This is a genomic window from Pelagerythrobacter marensis (assembly GCF_036700095.1).
GTDB classification, from domain to species: Bacteria; Pseudomonadota; Alphaproteobacteria; order Sphingomonadales; family Sphingomonadaceae; genus Pelagerythrobacter; species Pelagerythrobacter marensis_A.
This window is the reverse complement of record NZ_CP144918.1, coordinates 2834813-2853458: the sequence shown is the minus strand read 5'-3', so window position 1 is coordinate 2853458 and position 18646 is coordinate 2834813. Positions and strand designations below refer to the sequence as shown.

At 67.5% G+C, this 18646-nt stretch carries 16 protein-coding genes; 5 read left to right on the top strand and 11 right to left on the bottom strand.

The window, feature by feature from the left end; genetic code table 11:
* Positions 1–66 precede the first annotated feature (66 nt).
* The 4 genes from V5F89_RS13670 to infA all read right to left on the bottom strand — a co-directional run bounded on the left by V5F89_RS13670 (position 67) and on the right by infA (position 2137).
* Complete coding sequence (locus V5F89_RS13670) at positions 67–234, bottom strand: DNA gyrase inhibitor YacG (protein ID WP_338446180.1); 168 nt, start codon at positions 232–234, stop codon at positions 67–69.
* Entirely contained in the window at positions 231–1202 is a 972-nt protein-coding gene (locus tag V5F89_RS13665; protein WP_338446179.1) for a ribonuclease E/G, read from the bottom strand. Before V5F89_RS13665 ends, V5F89_RS13670 begins: the two co-directional genes overlap by 4 nt.
* Positions 1195–1806 (bottom strand): Maf family protein, encoded by a 612-nt coding sequence (locus tag V5F89_RS13660; RefSeq protein ID WP_338446178.1) that lies wholly within the window; start codon positions 1804–1806, stop codon positions 1195–1197. Before V5F89_RS13660 ends, V5F89_RS13665 begins: the two co-directional genes overlap by 8 nt.
* Before the next feature lie 85 nt (positions 1807–1891).
* Positions 1892–2137: a translation initiation factor IF-1 gene (gene infA, locus V5F89_RS13655; protein WP_047806247.1), complete on the bottom strand. Its 246-nt coding sequence runs from the start codon at positions 2135–2137 to the stop codon at positions 1892–1894.
* A 218-nt stretch (positions 2138–2355) separates the two neighbouring features.
* On the opposite strand from infA, the gene V5F89_RS13650 reads away from it, so the two are divergent.
* Positions 2356–5367, top strand: a complete 3012-nt coding sequence (locus tag V5F89_RS13650) for a TonB-dependent receptor domain-containing protein (protein ID WP_338446177.1) — start codon at positions 2356–2358, stop codon at positions 5365–5367.
* A 21-nt stretch (positions 5368–5388) separates the two neighbouring features.
* On the opposite strand, the gene V5F89_RS13645 is transcribed toward V5F89_RS13650, so the two are convergent.
* The gene (locus tag V5F89_RS13645; protein WP_338446176.1) at positions 5389–6591 is read right to left on the bottom strand and encodes an NAD(P)/FAD-dependent oxidoreductase; all 1203 of its coding nucleotides are present in this window, start codon (positions 6589–6591) and stop codon (positions 5389–5391) included.
* A 41-nt stretch (positions 6592–6632) separates the two neighbouring features.
* Positions 6633–6761 carry an entericidin A/B family lipoprotein gene (locus V5F89_RS13640; protein WP_338446175.1) on the bottom strand — a complete coding sequence of 43 codons (129 nt, stop codon included), beginning with the start codon at positions 6759–6761 and terminating at the stop codon, positions 6633–6635.
* A 132-nt stretch (positions 6762–6893) separates the two neighbouring features.
* Here V5F89_RS13640 and uvrC point away from each other — a divergent pair, with 132 nt between their 5' ends.
* Positions 6894–8837: an excinuclease ABC subunit UvrC gene (uvrC, locus tag V5F89_RS13635; RefSeq protein ID WP_338446174.1), complete on the top strand. Its 1944-nt coding sequence runs from the start codon at positions 6894–6896 to the stop codon at positions 8835–8837.
* Between the two features lie 313 nt (positions 8838–9150).
* Here uvrC and V5F89_RS13630 read toward each other — a convergent pair whose 3' ends face one another.
* Entirely contained in the window at positions 9151–9390 is a 240-nt protein-coding gene (locus V5F89_RS13630) for a hypothetical protein (RefSeq protein WP_338446173.1), read from the bottom strand.
* A 384-nt stretch (positions 9391–9774) separates the two neighbouring features.
* Between V5F89_RS13630 and V5F89_RS13625 the strand changes: the two genes are divergently transcribed.
* On the top strand, positions 9775–11370 hold the full coding sequence (locus V5F89_RS13625; protein ID WP_338446172.1) for an EAL domain-containing protein: 1596 nt from the start codon (positions 9775–9777) through the stop codon (positions 11368–11370).
* A gap of 592 nt (positions 11371–11962) precedes the next feature.
* On the opposite strand, the gene V5F89_RS13620 is transcribed toward V5F89_RS13625, so the two are convergent.
* From V5F89_RS13620 to V5F89_RS13605, 4 genes are all read right to left on the bottom strand, one after another.
* Positions 11963–12880 carry an acyl-CoA thioesterase II gene (locus V5F89_RS13620; protein WP_338446171.1) on the bottom strand — a complete coding sequence of 306 codons (918 nt, stop codon included), beginning with the start codon at positions 12878–12880 and terminating at the stop codon, positions 11963–11965.
* Between the two features lie 32 nt (positions 12881–12912).
* Entirely contained in the window at positions 12913–13800 is an 888-nt protein-coding gene (locus V5F89_RS13615; RefSeq protein WP_338446170.1) for a transcriptional regulator, read from the bottom strand.
* A gap of 3 nt (positions 13801–13803) precedes the next feature.
* Entirely contained in the window at positions 13804–14976 is a 1173-nt protein-coding gene (locus V5F89_RS13610) for a GNAT family N-acetyltransferase (protein WP_338446169.1), read from the bottom strand.
* Positions 14977–15116: 140 nt separating this feature from the next.
* Positions 15117–17222 (bottom strand): sodium-translocating pyrophosphatase, encoded by a 2106-nt coding sequence (locus V5F89_RS13605; RefSeq protein ID WP_338446168.1) that lies wholly within the window; start codon positions 17220–17222, stop codon positions 15117–15119.
* A gap of 224 nt (positions 17223–17446) precedes the next feature.
* Between V5F89_RS13605 and V5F89_RS13600 the strand changes: the two genes are divergently transcribed.
* Both V5F89_RS13600 and V5F89_RS13595 read left to right on the top strand, forming a co-directional pair.
* Positions 17447–17641, top strand: coding sequence for a hypothetical protein (locus V5F89_RS13600; RefSeq protein ID WP_338446167.1), 195 nt, complete (start codon positions 17447–17449; stop codon positions 17639–17641).
* Positions 17638–18627: a fatty acid desaturase gene (locus V5F89_RS13595; RefSeq protein ID WP_338446166.1), complete on the top strand. Its 990-nt coding sequence runs from the start codon at positions 17638–17640 to the stop codon at positions 18625–18627. The genes V5F89_RS13600 and V5F89_RS13595 overlap by 4 nt, the downstream gene beginning before the upstream one ends.
* Positions 18628–18646 lie beyond the last annotated feature (19 nt).

Here is an 18646-nt window from a genome sequence, read left to right as displayed (position 1 = left end):
CGAAGGGCCGGCGAGCGGTTGGAAGCGGCGCTATGGCGAAGGCTGCCTTGCTTGGCAAGGGGGGAATCAGTCCTCCTGCACGATCTCGTCGGGAGAGGCCGGGCGGCCGGGCACGGCATAGCCGTCGTTGAACCACTGCGCGAGGTCGCGGTCGCGGCATCGGGCCGAGCAGAAGGGGGCGAATGCGTCGCTGCGCGGCTTCTTGCAGATCGGGCAGGGGCGGGGGCTGGTCATGCCGCCACTGCCTGCGCGAAACCGGCCTCCGGGGCAAGGGTTCGGTCGCATTCCACCCGCACCGTGCGGCCCGTGCGGCGGGCCAGCGCGTCCCGCCAAGGCTCGCCGATCTGCGCGGCGACCGCGGGGTGGCAGGTGAGCAGCAGCGCGCCCGGCTCCGTCACTCGCTCCGCCCGGCGAAGCAGGCGCCGTGCAGCAAGGGCAGCGGGTGTGGCATGCGCGAGGTGGAGCAGCGAAGGCCGCTCCAGCCGCGCGACGAGCTGGACGAGGCCGAAGCCGTTCATCGCCGTGCGCTCGTGCGGCCAGCCTTCCAGCGCCTCGCCCAGCGCGGCGTCGACCGCGCGGCGGTCGGCCTTGCCGGGCAGGGTGGGAAAGTCGATCGCGATCGCGCCGCCGAGGTCGAAGCGGCGCAGCGCGGCGGCGATCGGCGCGCAGGCGGCCAGCGCCAGCTCGCGCGCGGGCAAGTGCCCGTCGATATCGATCACCGTCATGCCCGGCGTGGGCGCGAAGAGCAGCGTGCCGCCGGCGAAATCGACCCGCGCATCGAAGGCCTCGCCGATCAGGTCGTCCCAGTCGCAGGCGGGGAAGGCGTGGACGACGCGCACCGCATGTCCGGCAGTGCGCAGCCGTTCGGCCAGAGTGGGGGCGGCGGGCGGAGCGGCGCTCGGCCGCGCCTGGGCGAGCTTGTGGCGGCCCCGCTCGCCGATCGCGGCGCGCACGATCTCCACCCGTAGCGCGGCCCCTTCGGCCGCGTCGCGCGGCAGGCGGTCGACCAGCGCCTGCTCGCCCCCCGGCAGCGCGACCGTGCCGCGCGCGGCCCCGGCGGAGCGCGCGACCAGGCGGGCGTCGAGCACCTGGCCCGGCATCGCCCGGCCCGGCCATTCCACTTGCGCCTCCACGATCCGGCCATCGGCGATCCGCACCGCGCGGTGCTCGCCGATCCCTTCCTCGACCAGCCAGTCAGCCAAGGGCGAAACCCGCCGCCTTCAGCAGGGCGCGCGTTTCGAACAGCGGCAGGCCGACCACGCCCGAATGGCTGCCCTGGATCCACGCCACCAGCCCTTCGGCCGCGCCCTGGATCGCATAGCCGCCGGCCTTCCCGTGCCATTCGCCGCCGGCGATATAGGCATCGAGTTCCTCGCGGGAGAGCCGCTTGAAACGCACGCTCGTCTCGCTCAGCCGTTCGCGCAGCGTGCCGTCGGGATGGAGCAGCGCGACCGAGGAATAGACGCGGTGCCGCCGGCCCGACAGCAGTTGCAGGCAGGCGCGCGCGGTCGCCTCGTCCTCGGCCTTGGGCAGGATGCGCCGCCCGGCCGCGACCACCGTGTCGCCGGCCAGAACGTGCCGCGCCGGAGCGGCGGCGGCCTGCGCCTTTTCGCGCGCCATGCGTGCGGCATAGACGCGCGGCAGCTCGCCCGGATGCGGGGTCTCGTCGATATCGGCGGGGGCGATTGCGGCCGGTTCCACGCCCAGCCGGGCCAGCAGTTCGCGCCGGCGCGGGCTGGCGGAGGCGAGGACCAGCGCCGGCCCTGCGCCTTCGCCCGCGGGCGGCGGGGCGGAACGGTCGCTCATGGCTCTAGCTTTCGCCGCGCGCCGCGAACCGCCGCCCGGCCGATGGCCGGAGCGGTCCGATGGGCCGGGGCAGGGGCGGCACCGCCTATTGCGGCCCCGGGCCGCCGCGTCCGGGCATGAAGCGGTAGGTGATGCGCGCCTTGGTCAGATCGTAAGGCGTCAGTTCGCACAGCACCTCGTCCCCCACGAGCACGCGGATGCGATTTTTGCGCATCTTGCCCGCGGTATGGCCGAGAACCTCGTGACCGTTTTCGAGCTCGACCCGGAACATCGCGTTCGGCAGCAGTTCCACCACCTTGCCGCGCATTTCGAGGAGTTCTTCTTTGGCCATCCAGTAATCGTTCCATGCGAATGTGTTTGATCGGGCGCGCCCTTTAGCGGCGCACGAAGCAAAAGGGAAGCCTTGTCCGCCATCGCGTGCCGTCCTCCGTCAATCGTGGAGCAAGCTTTGTGCGACAATTCGTTACGCGCATGGGGATTGCGCGCCTGCCCCGGCCTTGGCAGTTCCGGGGCCAAGGGGCGAGGGTAACGACAAGAGGAAACGAAACCTTGCCGAGACTGTCCGCCACTGCATCCTTCCTTGCCATTGCCGCCTTCACCGCCGCCCCGGCATTCGCCCAGGGCGATCCGTCCGCCGCGCCCGATCTTGCGCAAGGCGGCGATCCGGCGGGCGAAAGCGATGCCGATATCGTGGTCACTGCCGAGCGTATTCGCGGGCAGGTCGATACGAACGTGCCGCCGGTGCTGGAGCTGGATGAGGAAGAGATCGCGGCCTATGGCGCCGGCTCGATCGAGGAACTGATCGAACTGCTTGCGCCGCAGACCGGATCGGGCCGCGGCCGCGGATCGGGCCGGCCGGTGTTTCTGATCAACGGCCAGCGGGTCGGCGGCTTCCGCGAATTCCGCCGCTATCCGCCCGAGGCGATCCGAAAAGTCGAAGTCCTGCCCGAAGAGGTGGCGCTGCAATTCGGCTATCCGGCGGATCAGCGTGTTATCAACTTCATCCTCAAGGACAATTTCACCTCGCGCGAGGTGGAGCTGGAATATGGCGGGCCGGATCGCGGCGGCACCGCCAATGGCGAGATCGAGCTGTCGCAGCTGACCATCGACGGATCGCGCCGGGCCAATATCGGGTTCGAGTTCAACACCAATTCCATGCTGACCGAGGACGAGCGCGATATCGTGCAGACCCCGGGCAGCACGCCGACCGTGCCCGGCGACCCCGACCCGGCGCCGTTCCGCAGCCTGCGCCCCGATGCGGAAAGCTGGGAACTGGACGCGACGGTCAACGACAGCCTGGGCGATGCGCCCGGTTCGGGGACGTATTCGCTCAACCTCGGGGTGGAACGCAGCTTCAGCCGCTCGCTCTCCGGCCTCGACGTCGTGACCCTGACCGATGGCGGCGAAAGCGCGGTGCGCACGATCGACGGCGATCCGCTGGAGCGGCGCAATCGTTCGACGACTTATGCGTTCGGCGGATCGCTCAACAAGCCTGTGGGCGACTGGATGCTCGATGCCACGCTCGACGCCAGCCGGGCCGACAAGACCACACTGATCGACGCGCGGCGCGACACCGGCGTGTTGCAGGATCTGGTCGATGCCGGGGAACTGGCAATCGACGGTCCGCTGCCCGCGATCGGCCCCGGCGGCGTGGACCGCGCCGACAGCACGACATATGCGGCCGATTTCAAGACCACGCTGCGCGGCGTGCCCTTCGCCTTGCCGGCGGGCGAGGCGCAGGTGACGTTCGACACCGGCTATGCGTGGAACCGGATCGAGAGCACCGATACCCGTTCCGACGCCGGCGAACTGGCGCAGACGCGCGGCAACCTCAACGCGGGGGTCAATGTGGGCCTGCCCATTGCCAGCGCGCGCGAAGGGGTTCTGGGCGCGCTGGGCGAGCTTACCCTGAACCTTGCCGCCGGGGTCGACCACTTGTCCGACTTCGGCACCTTGGCCGATGCCACCGCCGGCCTGGCCTGGCGCCCGACCGATCGCCTCTCGCTCCAGGCCAGCTATATCTGGCGCGAGGCGGCGCCCAGCCTGTCGCAGCTTGGCGATCCGGTGGTCACCGAATTCAACGTGCCGGTTTACGATTTCAGCCGCGGCGAAAGCGTGCTGGCGACCGTCGTGACCGGGGGCAATCCCGATCTCGCCGCGGAAACGCAGCGCGACATCAAGCTGGCGGCGAATTACGAGCTGGATCTGTTCGACCGCGCCAACATCGTGGTCGAATACTTCCGCAACCGGTCGGACGACGTCACGCAGTCGTTCCCGCTGCTCACGCCGGCGATCGAGGCGGCTTTCCCCGATCGCGTCGTGCGCGACGGGGCGGGCAATCTGGTCTCGATCGACCGGCGGCCAGTGACCTTCGCGGGCACGAAAAGCTCCCGGCTGCGCTATGGCGTCAACCTGTTCGGCCGGGTGGGCAAGGAAGAGGCGGAGAGCGGAAGCGGTGGCGGCATGAGTGCGAGCGGGGGCGGGCGGATGCGCGTGGCGGGTGCCGCTCCGCAGCCGCCGGCCAACGGCGGCGAAGGTCCGCCGGCGCCGGCCAATGGCGGCGAAGGCAGCGCCCGGTTCGATCCGGCGCGCATGGCCGAAATGCGCCAGCGGTTCTGCGCCACGCCCGAAGGCGAGATGCCCGACCTTTCCGGCCTGCCCGAACGCCTTGTCGCGCGGCTCACCGGCGAGGATGGGCAGGTCGATCCCGCGCGGGTCGCGGCGCTGCGCGAACGGTTCTGCAGCGCGGAAGGGGCCGCCGCCGGCGGGCAGTTCGGCCGGATGGACCCGGAACGGTTCGCCGCCTTGCGCCAGACGCTCTGCGCCGATCCGGCGGCCGAAGTCGATGTCGCTGCCTTGCCCGAACAGGTTCGCTCGCGGCTGACCGGCGAGAATGGCGAGATCGATCCCGCCCGGCTCGCCGCGTTCCGCGAACGGATCTGCGCCCTGCCCGAAACGCGCGACGGCGAAGGCACTTCGCCGCCGGCAGGCGGGGAGGCACGGTCGGGCGGCGGAGGCGGCGCTCGCGGCGGGGGCAGGGGCGGCGGGGGCGTCGGTTTCGGCCGCGGGCCGGGCGGCCAGGGGCGCTGGAACCTCGGCCTCTATCATTCGATCGAGTTCGAGAACGAAGTGCTCGTCGCGCCCGGCGGCCCGGTGCTCGACCAGTTGAGCGGCGAGGCGATCGGCAGCGGCATCCCCCGCCACAAGATCGAGCTGGAAGGCGGGCTGTTCCACAAGGGCGTGGGCCTGCGCCTCTCGGGCAATTACCAGTCCGCCACCCGGATCGACGGCAGCGGGTTGCCCGGATCGCAGGACCTGTTCTTCGACGATATCGCGACGTTCGACTTGCGCGCCTTCGTCAGTCTGGAGCAGCAGGAATGGCTGACCGGCGACACGCCCGGCTTCTGGAAGGGCGCGCGCCTGTCGTTGCGGGTGGACAACCTGTTCGACGCGCACCAGCGGGTCACCGATGCCAGCGGCACCGTGCCGCTCAGCTATCAGCCCGCGTTGATCGACCCGCTGGGCCGCACGTTCGAAATCGAATTCCGCAAGCTGTTCTGACCTGACGGGCCGGGCGCGGCGCTACGCGCCCCGCTCGGCCAGGGCAGTGCCGGCCGCGACCGCGCTCGCCCAGGCCCACTGGAAGTTGTAGCCGCCCAGCCAGCCGGTCACGTCGACCGCTTCCCCGATGGCGTAGAGGCCGGGGACGCGCTTCGCCTCCATCGTCTTCGACGAAAGCTCCGCCGTGGCGATTCCGCCCAGCGTGACCTCCGCCTTGGCGAAGCCCTCGCTGCCATTGGGGTGGAAGCGCCAGTCGGCGAGCCTCTGCCCCGCCGCGCGCAGGCCCTTGTCGGGCAGGTTGCCGAGATCGCCGGGCAGCCCGATCCGCTCGGCCAGCGTCGCCGCCAGCCGGTCGGGCAGGCGCTCGGCCAGAACGGTGCGCAAGTGCGCGCGCGGGGCATGGCGTTTCGCTTCGACCAGCCAGTCGGGCGCCATGCCGGGCAGGAAATCGATCGCCACGGCGTCGCCGGGCCGCCAGTAGGAGGAGACTTGCAGGATCGCCGGGCCGGACAGCCCGCGGTGGGTGAACAGCGCCGCTTCGCGGAACGCGGCGCGGCCGCAGCGCGCCTCGACCGGGGCGGAGACGCCCGACAGCTCGCGGAACAGCACGTCCTCCCCGCCCAGCGTCAGCGGCACCAGCGCCGGGCGCGGTTCGACGATCCGCAGGCCGAACCGGCGGGCGAGGCGATAGGCGAAATCGCTCGCGCCCATCTTGGGGATGGAGGGCCCACCGGTGGCGATCGCCAGCGCGGGGGCGGAGCGGGTGCCGGATGGCGTCGTGACGTCGAACCTGCCGCCGGCATGGGCAACCTCGGCGATATCCTCTCCGCAGCGGATGTCGACATGGCCGCCCTGCGCCTGCGCCGCGGCGCATTCGTCCAGCAGCATGGCGACGATCTGCCGTGCCGATCCGTCGCAGAACAGCTGGCCCAGCGTCTTTTCGTGCCAGGCGATCGCGTGGCGTTCCACCAGCGTCAGGAAATCCTGCGCGGTGTAGCGGCTCAGCGCGGACTTGGCGAAATGCGGGTTGGCGGAAAGGTAGCGGTCGGGCGCGGTATGGATATTGGTGAAATTGCACCGTCCGCCGCCGGAAATCAGGATCTTGCGCCCGACTTCGGCCGCACGTTCGAGCACGAGCACGCGCCGTCCCCGCTGTCCGGCGACGGCGGCGCACATCAGCCCGGCGGCGCCTCCGCCGAGTACGATGACGTCGTAATCCTCCATCCCGGGGGCGGTAGAGCAGCCGGCCGGAATGGCAAGCGCGGTCAGATCGCGCGGTCGCCCGCTTCGCCGACCGATTCGATGTCGCGGCCGAGGCCCTTCACCGTATTGCACGCGGCCAGGGTCGCGACCGAGGCGCCCAGGGCCACGATGGCGATCACTTTCTTCATCATTCGTTCGAACTCCCGATTCTCGACGGCCCAGCATAGCCGCCGGGGCCGCTGTCGGCGATAGCGAGGCGAACCTGAACCGGCGCTTGTCCGTCTGCCGGTTCCCATTTGCGACGCAGCGATTATGTCAGGCGCATGTCGCGCACCCCCGCCGGAACCCCGCCCAACCCGAGAGGCGCCGAACGCTTCCACGAGGAGCGCGCCACATATACCGTCAAGGGCAGCACCCAGCCGGATATCGAGGCGGGGGTGGCGGCGATCCGCGACACGGTGAAGACGCTGCGCCCCAAGCCAGGCGTCTACCGAATGCTCGATGCCCGCGGCGACGTGCTCTACGTCGGCAAGGCGCGTGCGCTGCGCAACCGGGTGGCGAACTATACCCAGGTCGCCAACCTCTCGAACCGGCTGCGGCGCATGGTCAGCCAGACGCGGCGCATGGAGATCGTCACCACCAATTCGGAGGCCGAGGCGCTTCTGCTCGAAGCGCAGCTGATCAAGCGCTTCCGCCCGCCTTACAACGTCCTGCTGCGCGACGATAAGTCGTTTCCATTCATCCTCTTGCGCGCCGATCATGAATTTCCGCGGATCATGAAGCACCGCGGCGCGCGGCGGGCCAAGGGCAATTATTACGGCCCCTTCGCCAGCGCCGGATCGGTCAACACGACGATTAATGCCCTGCAGAAACTGTTCCTGCTAAGGTCCTGCACAGACAGCTTTTTCTCTCGCCGGGACCGGCCCTGCCTGCTCTACCAGATCCGGCGCTGTTCCGCCCCGTGCGTCGGCCGGATCGAGCCGGAGGCCTATGGCGAGCTGGTCCGCGAAGCGAAGGATTTCCTGTCCGGCCGTTCGGGCGCCGTGCAGAAGAAGATCGAGGCGCAGATGGCGCAGGCCGCCGAAGCGCTCGATTTCGAGCGCGCGGCCATGTTGCGCGACCGGCTGCGCGCCGCCACCGCGATCCAGGCGAGCCAGGCGGTCAACGCCGCCGGGGTCGGCGATGCCGATGTCTTCGCGCTCGCGTCGAAGGGCGGCCGGGTCGGCATCCAGGCCTTCTTCGTTCGCGGCGGGCAGAACTGGGGCCATCGCGCGTTCTTTCCCACCCACACGCAGGATGTGGAGGAGGCGGAGGTGCTCGCCGGCGTGCTCGCCCAGTTCTACGAGGAAGTGCCGCCCCCGCGCACCGTGCTGGTCGACCGCCCGCTGCCCGAGCAGGCCCTGCTGAGCGAGGCGCTGGGCGAAAGCGCGGGCCACCGGGTGGAGATCAGCGTCCCGCAGCGCGGCGAGCGGCGCCGGCTGATGGCGCAGGCGAGCCGCAACGCGGTCGAGGCGCTCGAGCGGCGGCTGGCCGAAAGCGGCACCCGGGCGAAGATCAACCGCGACCTGGCGGAATTCTTTGAGCTGGCCGAACCGCCCCGGCGGATCGAGGTTTACGACAACAGCCATATCCAGGGCGCGAAGGCCGTGGGCGCGATGATCGTCGCCGGGCCGGACGGTTTCATCAAGAACCAGTACCGCAAGTTCAATATCCGCTCCGCGCAAAGCAACGACGATTTCGGGATGATGCGCGAGGTCATGACGCGCCGCTTCGCCCGCGCGCTGGAGGAAGACCCCGATCGCGACGGCGATACCTGGCCCGACCTCGTGCTGATCGACGGCGGCAAGGGGCAGATGTCGGCCGTGCGCGACGCGCTGGAGGAACTGGGGATAGAGGACGTGCCGCTGATCGCGATCGCCAAGGGGCCGCACCACGGGCGCGAAGGGCGCGAGGTGTTCCATTTCCCCGACGGCCGCGAGAAGACGCTGCCGACCAATTCCCCCCTGCTGTTCCACCTCCAGACATTGCGCGACGAGGTCCATCGCTTCGCCATCGGCGCGCACCGGGCGAAGCGCAGCCGGGCGATTTCCGCCTCTCCGCTGGACGAAATTCCGGGGATCGGGCCGAGTCGCAAGCGCGCCCTGCTGCTGCATTTCGGCACCGCCGGGAAAGTGCGCGCCGCCGCGCTGGAGGATCTCAAGCGAACGCCCGGCATCAGCGCCGCGGTCGCGCAGAAAATCTACGACTTCTATCACCCCGCCGGATAGGGCGGAGCGCCGGACGCCGGATCGATAGGGGGAAATAGAAGGCGCCGTTTACAGGCGCTAAACCATTCGGGCCGAAACATCGGCGAGGCCGGGCGGGCGGGCCGGTCGGCGTTTACCATACGAGTGCAGCAGTTGGTGGATTTCTGCGGCATCCCGTCGATGCCGGCAACACCATGTTTACAATATTCGCATATTGCAGCGACGAGTAAGGATTGCTGCTTTGTTGCCACTGGCACGAAAACTGATTGCATCCGAGCGGGTGCGCCATGCGGCCATCGCCATTGGCCTGGCCATGCTGGTCGGCGTGTCAACGCTACTCCGACCAGTCGACATCACCGCCTGGTCGCTCCAGGCGAAGCTGTTCAATCGTCCCCCCAGTTCCGATATCGTCTTCGTCGAGGTCGGCGCCGCGCCCGACCTTGATAGGGAATCCGTAGATAACGAGCATCTTCTTCGATCCCTGCGCCATTTGCTCGATCTTGGGGTCGACCGGATTTTCATCGACATGCCCATCCAGCGCAGCAACTCCCCCGAGCTCGATAGGCAACTGCACGAACAACTGGTTCGCGCGGCGGACAGGATCGTGCTGACGAGAGTCTTTCAGCCCGGCTTTTCAGCGGGGCCGCTACCACAGAACGGGGACCCGTTTTTCGAACGAGGCGTCTCCGTCGTCAGTAGTGACTACCGAGCCGATTTTCTCGGATTTGTATGGATTCTCGATGGATCGTATTCCGACGGTACGGTCACATTACCGGCGATGTGGAAGGCTCTGGCAGCAAGCCCACACTCTCAGGAAACGATATCTCTGGACTACTCGATCGATCGGGATCAAATCCCGCGATACAAGCTCGCTGCGCTGGAACAGGGAGCAGCGGACGCCGCCGCGCTTGCCGGCAAGACGGTCGTTTTGGGACCGGCGGGAGCCGAGGCAAGGATCGTGAAGATCCCGGGGTATGCGTTCGGCCCGTCGAGCTTCGTCCATATTCTTGCGGCCGAAACGGCCTTGCGCGGCACCGGCCAGAATCTGGACTGGTTCTGGATGATCGGCGCTTTCGGGTTGAGCCTGCTGATCGGAGTGATCGTTTTCAGGCGGACGACACCCAGACGGATATTCTATCTCTTCTGGATTGCCGCACTGGCCGGAACATTCGTGGCGACCGCATATTTCGGGATTCGCGCACTGTTCGGCGAAACGCTGGTCCTCGCACTGGTCTATGCAGCGCAGCGATCGACGGTGAACTTCAAGCGGCGGCACTTGTTCGTCGAATCGCGAAGCGGGCTGCCGAACTTCGTGGCGCTGCAGCGGGACTTCGCCGAATATCCGGGTGACAGGACGTCGATCGTCGTCGCCAAGATCGCGCGCCTCGACGCCGTCTTCGCGACTCTCGGGCCATCCGACCAGGCGCGCTACCTCCGCCAACTGGCATCGCGGCTGGCACTCGGCGATACCCGCACGACGATCTATTACGATGGCGGCAAGTATTTCGCGTTCCTCGTCAAAAGCGACGAATACAACGATCTTCAGGAACACCTCGAAGGTCTGCGGGCCGTCGCATCGCAATCGATCACCGTTTCGCAGCGCGTGCTCGACGTGTCGATGACCATCGGGGTCGACGAATCGCAGGAACGGTCCGTCTCGACCCGCCTGAGCGCGGCGATCTCTGCGGCCGACCAGGCGCGCGAGGCCTATCGCCCGGTGTTCATCATCTCCGATTTCGCCGCCGACAGCGAGGAATGGGACTATTCGTTGCAGGCACGGCTCGAAAGCGCGCTGTCGGACGACCGCATCTCGATCAAGCTGCAGCCCCAGGTGGACTTGCGCAGCGGGCAGTTCGTCGGGGTCGAGGCGCTGGCCCGGTGGGTCGACGAGGAGCACGGCGAAGTTGCGCCCTCGCGCTTCATCCTCCAGTGCGAACGCGTCGGCCGGCTCGACGAACTGACCAAACGCATCCTGGCCAAGAGCCTCGACGCGGCCGAGACGCTCGGCAGAAGCGACCACTATCCGCGCATGTCGGTGAACGTGTCGGCCATCCAGTTCGTCGATAGCCGGATCGCCGAACTGATCGAGAAGAGCCTGGCAATGCATTCGGTCGATCCCGCGAAGCTGACGATAGAGGTGACCGAAACCGCGCGGATCGAGGACTTTTCGGCGGCGCGCGAGGTCTTCGAGCAGATCAGGCGGCTCGGCGTAAGCCTGTCGATGGACGATTTCGGCGTGGCGAGCGCCAATCTCGAAGCGATGTTCGAATTGCCGTTCGACGAGATCAAGATCGACCAGATTTTCGTTCGCGATGCGCACCGTTCGGATACCGCGCATGCCATTGTCGCAAACGTCATCCGGCTTGCCCGCGATGCCGGGCTGACATCTGTGGCGGAAGGGATCGAGGATCGCGAGACTTACATGTTCCTGCGGGAAATGGGCTGCGACATCGGGCAGGGGTATTACATCTCGCGCCCGGTAACGCTGAGCCATTTGCAAGAGATACTGACATTACAAAGGGATAGCCCGATGATACGCGACAGGTTTGGTTAATACTTTACAAACAATCATGGTTAACGTAATTCTCCTCTGCATTTCGCAGAAGGAGATAGCCGATGGAATGGTCTTGGTTCTGGGAATGGGTCTTCAATTGAGATCCTGTTGATTTAACATGGAAAAGGCCTCGTTTTTCGGGGCCTTTTTTGTATCCGCCAAGCCTTTCCTTCGCCGGGCTCGGGCGAGCGGAACGGGGCGGAAAGGCGCCTTTCCCGGGGTGCGACAAAATCGCTTTCCTACACGGCGAAAATCTGCCTTAAACTCGCCGATGGCACGATTCACCGCCTCCTTCCCCTGCTCGTTCCGGCCGCGCCCCGGGCAGTGCGCGGGGCGGCCGGGCCGGAAGGTCACACGGCGGTGTGACCGCGTTTCGGAAAGGTCACAGGCGGCCGCCGGCAGGGCCGCGTTCGGGGCGGACTCCCGGCCGCGCGATTGCGCCTTTCGGCAACCGAAGAGCGGCCTTCAAACTGTTGATATATATGCGTTTATCGATCTCCGCCGGGATCGTGGCGAACGCGGGACACACGGCCCCGCCGGCAAAGGTCACAGCGCACAAATACCCCCTCGAGTGTCAACGCCCGGGCGCGATTCAGGCGGCTTTTTCCTTGCGCTTTCGGATCATGCCTTCCTGCGCCACGCTCGCCACCAGCTTGCCCGAGCGGTCGAAGATTCGCCCGCGGTTGAACCCGCGGCCATTGCCGCTCCACGGGCTGTCGGTTGCGTAGAGCAGCCATTCGTCGGCTCGCGCCGGGCGATGGAACCAGATCGCGTGGTCGAGGCTCGCCCCCACCATTTCCCCGCGCGCCCAGCTGATGCCGTGGGGCAGGGCGCTCGTGCCCAGCAGGGTATAGTCGCTCGCATAGGCGATGACCGCCCGGTGCAGCGCCGGATCGTCGGGCAGCGGGGCGGCGGCGCGGAACCACGAATGGGCATGCGGCGGGCGCGGATCGCTGTTCATCCAGTGCAGGCTGTCGGCCGTGCGCATTTCGATCGCGCGGGGGCGCAGCATCAGCGCGCGCTGCGCTTCGCTCAGCTCGCCCATCTGTTCGACGAAGCGGCGGCGCTGTTCCATATCGGTGGGAAGATCTTCGGGCGGCGCGACGTCGGGCATCGTATAGTCGTCGTGCGACAGCCCGTCCTCCGGCCGCTGGAAGCTGGCGATGAGGTTCAGGATCGGCGTCTCGCCGCGCTCCGGGTCGGCCTGGCTCGCGACCACGCGGCGGTTGGCGAAGCTGCGGCCGTCGAAATCGGCCTCGACCCGATAGCCGGTCGCCGCACCCTCGCGCCCGCCGCGCAGGAAATAGGCGTGGAGCGAATGGGCGACCATGCCTTCGGGCGCGCTCGCCTGGGCTGCCTGGAGCGCCTGGGCGACGACCTGGCCGCCGAAGACCCGGCCGACCCCGCCCTTTTGCGCGCGCCCTTCGAACATGCCCGTCCCGGCGGGCGAGACGGTGAGCAGTTCGACGAGATCGGTTACGAGAGTCGCGGGGGTGGGCTGTTCGGTCATGTCCTGCGCTTTGCGGTGCCCGCGGGGCGCGGTCAACCGGTCATGCCCAGCCTGCGCAGCGCGCGATACGCAAGCGCCTTGCCCTTGTTCGTCGCCGGCCAGCGCCCCGGCGCGGCCGGGCGCAACCCGATGCGGCGCAGCACGCGGTTGAACCCGCGCGCATCGGCCTCGGCGAAACTCCAGTCGCTGCGCCAGGTGATCGACAGCGAGATCGAGCTTTCCGGGCCGTTGCGAACGAAATGCGGGGCCATGACCGGAACGTAGACCGCTTCGCCCGGTCCGATCGCGAAGGCGCGGCCGCCTTCCATCAGCTCGTCGTGCCAGGTCAGCTCGCGCGCGCCGCCCGCGTGATAGGATTCGTGAACGGTGTCGGGCGCGAAGCGGTCGTCGCCGGCGGGGAACTGGGTCATCGTCTTGCTGCCGGCCAGTTGCAGCAGAATGTTGTGCTCGGGATCGAAGTGATAGGGGGTGACGGCGTTCGGGCTGGAAATGAAGACGAACCCCTGGGGGCGCAGCATCGCCCCGGTCCGGGCCTCGATCTGCGGGCGGATTTCGCCCAGCAGCGAAAGCAGGAGCGCCTCGTATTCGGGCACCTGTTCGACGTTCTTGAGCACGGCCCAGCTGTTGCTGCGCGCGATGTGGCGGATCGTTTCCTCGATCGACAGGCCGGTGCCTTCCGGCTTGCCGTCGACCCCGACCGGCAGATCGCCGCGGTTGTATTCGATCGCGCTCTCGGGAAGCCGCCCGGCAAGCGCCGCCAGCGCGTCCAGCGTCAGCAGATGGTGGTGGCCCAGGCCATGCGGCAGAACATGCGGCGTTTCGGGATAGGACGCGGCGAACTGCGCGCGGGCGGCTTCGCCGAACACCGGGCCGTGGCTCTCGCCGGCGGCACCAGGGCCGATCGGGGACTGGATACCCATCGTTCACCTACTCCTGGACTGACGCGCGAGTTCTGCCCGCAGGACCTGGCGGAAGACCGTGCGGCGCAGCTTGCCGCCGATGGCCAGGTTGACCCGCACCATGGCGCGCTTCTCGCGCCAGATGCGCTCGATCATCGGATGGTCCGCCGCCGCGCAGCTATCGCACCAGGCGATCCCGTCGCGGGTCAGCAGGTCGAGGTTCTCGCGCTGGAGGAGCACCCCGGGCGAATAGCGGGCGAAGCGTTCGTCGTAAGCGGTCTTGAAGCTGAAGGCGCCGGGCGGGGCAATGAAATTGGCCAGCATCGCGATCGGTGCGCCGTCGAGCGTCAGGCTGAGCCGTTCGAGCCGGCCGTGCGCCGCCGCGCCGCGCATGGTCTGCACGAACCAGCCACGCGTCCGCGGATCGTCGGCCAGGGCGGAGCCGTTGCGCCCCTTCCAGCCCGCTTTCTCCAGGGCCAGGAACTGCTCGATCCACCGGTCCAGTCCGGCCTCGTCGTCGCGCCGCTCGAACCCTCGCGTGCCTTCGTCGGCCAGGCGCTTGTCCTGCCGGCGCAGTTCCTTGCGCTTCTTGCCGTTGAGAGCGCGTTCGAAATAGGCCTGCGGCGACAGGTCCGATTGCAGCATCGCGCGTTCTTCGCGCTGGACGACCGCCCATGCGCGGCCTTGCTCGCCGACTATGCGGGCGAGGGCGGCGAACAGCGGCCCGTCCTCGGCCAGTCGGTCGAGATGGAGGAACAGCGCACCACCCGGCGCGGCATCGGCATGATCGAGCAGCTCGCGCCAGAAACGTTCCTCGTACCCGCGGCGAACCAGGGGATTGCCGACGAACAGATTGTCGTGGCTCCAGTTGGCGAGATGGGGGAGGGGGTAGCCGTAATAGCCGGCTGCCCGGGCCAGCGGGATCAGCCCGCAGAGCCGCCCCTCGCAGCGCAGGACCATGAGCGTGCAGGCCGCCCGCTCCCCGAACGCATCCAGCGCGGGCAAAAGGCTCCAGTGCTCGTAGAACGGATTGGGCTCGCCCGTATCCCGCGCCAGATCGTCCCATTCGGCGAGCGCGATGGCGCTTTCGAGATCGCGCCGGTCGACCGCAGCGAAGACCGTGCCGGACGAATCGGTGCGGTTCGCGCGCCCAGGCACGGCCGACGGATGCTGGCGTTCGAGTGAAGCGCTGACCACGCGTTAACCTTCGAAATCCGCGGCACGGATCGCCGCATGCGCGGGTTAGCAGGCGGGTGCTTAGGAAGGCTTAACGGCGAAGGGGCACGAAACCCGGCCGGTTCCGTGCCCCTCGATCATGCAGGCCGAACGGGCGCCTTTCAGGCCGCGGCGAGGGCCGCGAGCAGGAGGAGCGCCACGATGTTGGTGATCTTGATCATCGGGTTCACCGCCGGGCCGGCCGTATCCTTGTAGGGATCGCCCACCGTATCGCCGGTCACCGCGGCCTTGTGAGCCTCCGAGCCCTTGCCGCCGTGGTTGCCGTCTTCGATGTACTTCTTCGCATTGTCCCATGCGCCGCCGCCGGCGGTCATGGAAATCGCGACGAAAAGCCCGCCGACGATCACGCCCAGCAGCAGCGCGCCCAATGCGGCGAAGCCGTTGTCCTGCCCCGCGATCAGGGTGATCGCGAAATAGACGACGATCGGCGCCAGCACCGGCAGCAGCGAAGGCACGATCATTTCCTTGATCGCGGCCTTGGTCACCAGGTCGACCGTGCGGGCATAATCGGGGCGGCTGGTGCCGGCCATGATGCCCGGATCGGCGGCGAACTGTTCGCGCACGTCCTTCACCACGTCGCCCGCCGCGCGGCCGACCGCGGTCATGCCCATCGCGCCGAACAGATAAGGCAGCAGCGCGCCGAGCAGGAGGCCGACGATCACGTAGGGATTTTCGAGGCTGAAATCGACCGTGGCATCGGGGAAGAACTCGCGCAAGTCGGTAGTATAGGCGGCGAACAGCACGAGCGCGGCAAGCCCCGCCGATCCGATGGCATAGCCCTTGGTCACCGCCTTGGTCGTGTTGCCCACGGCATCGAGCGCATCGGTCTTCTCCCGCACGCTGTCGTCCATGCCCGCCATCTCGGCAATGCCGCCGGCGTTGTCGGTGACCGGGCCATAGGCGTCGAGCGCCACGACCATGCCCGCCAGCGCCAGCATGGCGGTCGCGCCATAGGCGATGCCCATCAGGCCGGCGATCTGGTAGGCGATGACGATGCCCGCCACGATCACCAGCGTCGGCAGCGCGGTCGCCTCCAGCGAGATCGCCAGGCCCTGGATCACGTTGGTTCCGTGGCCGGTTTCGGAGGACTTGGCGATCGAGCGGACCGGGCGATAATTGGTGCCGGTGTAATACTCGGTGATCCAGATGATCAGGCCGGTGATCGCCAACCCGACCATCGAGCACCAGAACAGGTCCATCCCGTTGAAGGGCACCATGTCGGTGCCGGGGTTGATCACGCTGTTCATGTCGCCGCCCAGCGCATAGCTGGTGACGAACCAGATCGCCGGGATCGACAGAACGGCGGTGACGAGGAAACCCTTGTACATCGCCCCCATCACGTTCGTTCCGCCGCCCAGGCGGACGAAATAAGTGCCGATGATCGAGGTGACGATGCAGGCGCCGCCGATCAGCAGCGGCAGGGCCATCAGCGGCAGAAGCAGCTCGCCCACGGTGGTGAGCAGCAGCGCGGTGAGCACCATCGTCGCGCCCACCGTGACGACATAGGTTTCGAACAGGTCGGCGGCCATGCCGGCGCAGTCGCCCACGTTGTCGCCCACATTGTCCGCGATCACCGCGGGATTGCGCGGATCGTCCTCCGGGATACCCGCCTCGACCTTTCCGACCAGATCGGCGCCGACATCGGCGGCCTTGGTGAAGATGCCGCCGCCGAGCCGCGCGAAGATCGAGATCAGCGAGGCGCCGAAGGCAAGCGCAACCAGCGCGTCGATCACTTCGCGGCCGTTGGGCGCCAGCGCCATCGGGCCGATCAGGATGTAGAAGAACACCGCGATCGCGAGCAGGGCGAGGCCGGCCACCAGCATCCCGGTGATCGCGCCCGCGCGGAACGCGAGAGTGAGCCCCTGCTGCAACCCGGTCTGCGCCGCGGCGGCCGTGCGCACGTTGGCCCGGACCGAAATGTTCATGCCGATGAAGCCCGCAACGCCCGACAGGATCGCCCCGAGGACGAAGCCGATGGCCGAGATCGGGCCGAGGAAATACCATACGATCGCGGCGACGGCGATGCCGACGAAAGCGATCGTGGTATACTGGCGGTTCAGATAGGCGCGTGCGCCTTCCTGAATGGCGCCGGCGATTTCCTGCATTTTTGCGCTACCGGCATTTGCGCCGAGCACCTGGCGGCTGGTGACAATGCCGTAGATGACGGCAAGCAGCCCCAGAGCGATTGCGATCGTGACTAGATTCACGCGCGTGTCCCCTCTTTTTTCCCAGAATACTTGTTCTCTTGGCGCACGGCCCCGCTTTCGCAGGGCCGTTTGCGCCTACGAGGTATAGGCGGTGGTGCGCATCGCGCAAGGGGGCCTGCAGCGCTTTGCGCGCTTTGTCCGGCGATGCACCGAAATGCGACGCTAGCCCGACCGAAATCGACGCGAGCTTGCGGCCGAACGTACTTAAGATTAAGTAAACGGCCATGCAGAAGGCAGTGCAGTCCCTGTTCAAGATCATGCCGTTTCTGTTCGGCATCGGCTTCATCGCGCCGCTGATCGCGCAGACGATGGCCTACTGGGGCTGGACGCCGCCGCTCGGCCTGTCCCCCATCGGCTTCGGCCTGCTGATCGGCGGCCCATGGGGGCTCTACGCAACGATAAAGGGGCGCTGGCTGTGACCGAAGGTGTCGGCGGAACGCGCGAACTCCACCAGCGCGGCGGTTTCGACCGCGACAGGCAAGCCGACACGCCGACGCCCGGCGATAGCCCGGCGATACCGCTTTCCGGCGATTCGACGCTCGACCGGCACACGCGCGTCGCGCTGCTCAAGGAAGAGCGCGAGATCGCGAAGCAATTCGAGGGCGGGAAGATGTGGATCTATCCCGCCTTCGCCTTCACCTGTTACGCGATCTGGCTCAGCTTCTTCCCGCTCGCGATCATGGGCTGGCTGAACCTGCCGCTGGCATTCGTCCTTTCGACCGTGTTCGCCGTGGGCGGCTATGTCACCAGTCACGAGGCGATGCATTCGAACATCGCCCGCCCGGGCAGCAAGTGGCGCTGGCTGAACGAATGGACGGGCAAGGTTTCGACGATCATCATCGTCTTCCCGTTCTCGATGGCGCGGCTGATGCATCTGGAGCATCACTATCACACCAACCATCCCGAGAAGGACCCCGACTATCCCGACCGGGCGAACGGCCCGTGGCACGCGATCTACAAGACCTGGCTCAACCGCCAGCCGGGCGTCGACGGGTCGATCCACATCTACAAGCGCATCCTGCACGAGATGGGCACGAAGGAAGCGTCGGATTCGTTGAAGGACACGATCCGGCTGCAACTGATCTTCATGGCAGTGCTGTTCGGCATGGCGTGGAGCGGATATGCGATAGAGGCGGCGCTGATCTGGTGGCTGCCGCGCCATATCGGCCTCAGCTACATCCGGTTCTACCTGTCCTGGGCGCCGCATCATCCCCGCGTGGAGCAGGGCCGCTATACCAATACGCGCCTGTTCAAGAGCCGGCTGGGCCATATCGGCTCGATCGGGATGGAAACCCATTTCATCCATCACCTCTACCCGGCGATCCCCAGCCATCGCACCAAGGAAGCCTACTACGCGCTGCGCCCGATCCTGGAGAAGCGCGGCGTTCCCTGCCCCGATATCTGAGCGCGGGCCGGAGCCGCTT

Bases quoted from the DNA above. Each gene is read 5' to 3' on its own strand.
- V5F89_RS13620 (WP_338446171.1), bottom strand. From the start codon at position 12,880: ATGACCGAACAGCCCACCCCCGCGACTCTCGTAACCGATCTCGTCGAA.
- infA (WP_047806247.1), bottom strand. From the start codon at position 2,137: ATGGCCAAAGAAGAACTCCTCGAAATGCGCGGCAAGGTGGTGGAACTG.
- V5F89_RS13670 (WP_338446180.1), bottom strand. From the start codon at position 234: ATGACCAGCCCCCGCCCCTGCCCGATCTGCAAGAAGCCGCGCAGCGAC.
- V5F89_RS13600 (WP_338446167.1), top strand. From the start codon at position 17,447: ATGCAGAAGGCAGTGCAGTCCCTGTTCAAGATCATGCCGTTTCTGTTC.
- V5F89_RS13615 (WP_338446170.1), bottom strand. From the start codon at position 13,800: ATGGGTATCCAGTCCCCGATCGGCCCTGGTGCCGCCGGCGAGAGCCAC.
- uvrC (WP_338446174.1), top strand. From the start codon at position 6,894: ATGTCGCGCACCCCCGCCGGAACCCCGCCCAACCCGAGAGGCGCCGAA.
- V5F89_RS13660 (WP_338446178.1), bottom strand. From the start codon at position 1,806: ATGAGCGACCGTTCCGCCCCGCCGCCCGCGGGCGAAGGCGCAGGGCCG.
- V5F89_RS13640 (WP_338446175.1), bottom strand. From the start codon at position 6,761: ATGATGAAGAAAGTGATCGCCATCGTGGCCCTGGGCGCCTCGGTCGCG.
- V5F89_RS13645 (WP_338446176.1), bottom strand. From the start codon at position 6,591: ATGGAGGATTACGACGTCATCGTACTCGGCGGAGGCGCCGCCGGGCTG.